The sequence below is a fragment of the Flavobacterium sp. genome, assembly GCF_004211145.1.
In the GTDB taxonomy this organism is placed as follows: domain Bacteria; phylum Bacteroidota; class Bacteroidia; order Flavobacteriales; family Flavobacteriaceae; genus Flavobacterium.
In genome coordinates this window covers 1-1507 of record NZ_SEBS01000082.1, presented here as the reverse complement: position 1 = coordinate 1507, position 1507 = coordinate 1, and the positions used below count along the sequence as shown (strand labels likewise).

The window sequence follows — 1507 nt, the reverse complement described above, 5'->3', positions numbered from 1 at the left end:
AACATACATATATATATAGGTAAGGATCCCGATTTGAAAGCGCTGGTTTTTCCCGACGAAAAGGACACGATTTCCATCGCCGTTTCCGAGACCGAAACCTATCTCAACAACGCCTTGCAATCGCTCGAGAAGAAAGGATATTCGCTCGCCAAGATGCAGCTCGTCAACATTCGCAAAAACGGAAACTCGCTTGTCGCCGACCTGAACATAGATACCGGAAAGCCGCGCGTGCTCAACGACATCGTGCTCAACGGTTACGACAAATTCCCTGAAGGCCACAAAAAAAATATCCGCCGACTATACAAAAACAAGACGTTCAACCAGCAAACGCTACAGGATCTGCACAACGACATCAACAAATTCCGGTTCATCAACCAGACGAAATATCCCGAAATCCTTTTCACGACCGACACCACGAAAGTCTACGTCTACGTCGAAAAAGCGAAACCATCGCGCTTCGACGGACTCATAGGTTTCGCGAACGACGACGAGAATTCTAAGATCGTGTTCAGCGGCTATCTCGATTTGCTGCTCGTCAATTTCGCGAACACGGGCGAGGAATTTTCGTTGTACTGGAAATCCGACGGAAAGGAACAGCGCACGTTCAACGTCGGGCTTGAATTGCCGTACATCTTCAAATCTCGCTTCGGATTGAAGGCCGCACTCAATATCTTCAAACAGGATTCGACGTTTCAGAATACGAAGACCGCGCTCGACATCGGCTATTATTTCAATTACAACACGCGTTTGTATTTGGGTTATCAGGCGACCGAATCGAGCGACATCCAGAACCAGAACAACTTTTCGATCAACGACTACAAGAATAAATTCGCTACGCTGAACCTCGATTTCGTCGATTTCAAGGTCGATGATTTCCTGTTCCCTGAAAAGACGCGGTTATATCTCAAAGCCGGCGTCGGATCGCGGAATTCGAATCTTCAGGACAACAGCCAGATTTTCGTCGAGGCTAATTTGCGGCACAATTTCTATTTGAACGACAAGAACGTCGTGAACATCAAAAGTCTCAATTATTATTTGAGCAGCCAGGAATATATCATCAACGAACTTTACCGGTTTGGCGGCATCAATTCGATCCGCGGCTTCAACGAAAATAGTTTGCAGGCGAATTTCGTGAGTTCGATCTTGACCGAATACCGTTACATTCTCGCGCCGAACCTGTATGTTCATTCGATAATCGATTATGGATATTTCATTGACGAGACGTCAGATTTGCGCGACAGCATTCTGGGTCTCGGCTTCGGCTTCGGGCTTCAGACGAAAACCGGGTTGCTCAATCTCGTTTATGCGAACGGAAGCACGGGCGACCAGCCGATTAAGTTGTCGAATTCGATTGTGCATATAAGTTTGAAGGCGAATTTTTGAGTTCGCGCGCTTCGCGCTTTTTTTAACACGAAGACACGAAGACACGACGCCACAAAGACTCTTCGCTCCTTTTGGTTTTTCTCCGTTTAAAGAATATTTCTGATGCTTTTTTTTTTGCCACGAA

General features: G+C 46.4%; 1 protein-coding gene. It reads left to right on the top strand.

Features of this window, described 5'->3' with window-relative positions:
• The coding region (locus EOO50_RS17610) for a BamA/TamA family outer membrane protein (RefSeq protein ID WP_290841596.1) at positions 1 to 1383 on the top strand (1383 nt) is incomplete at its 5' end.
• Positions 1384 to 1507: the final 124 nt, after the last annotated feature.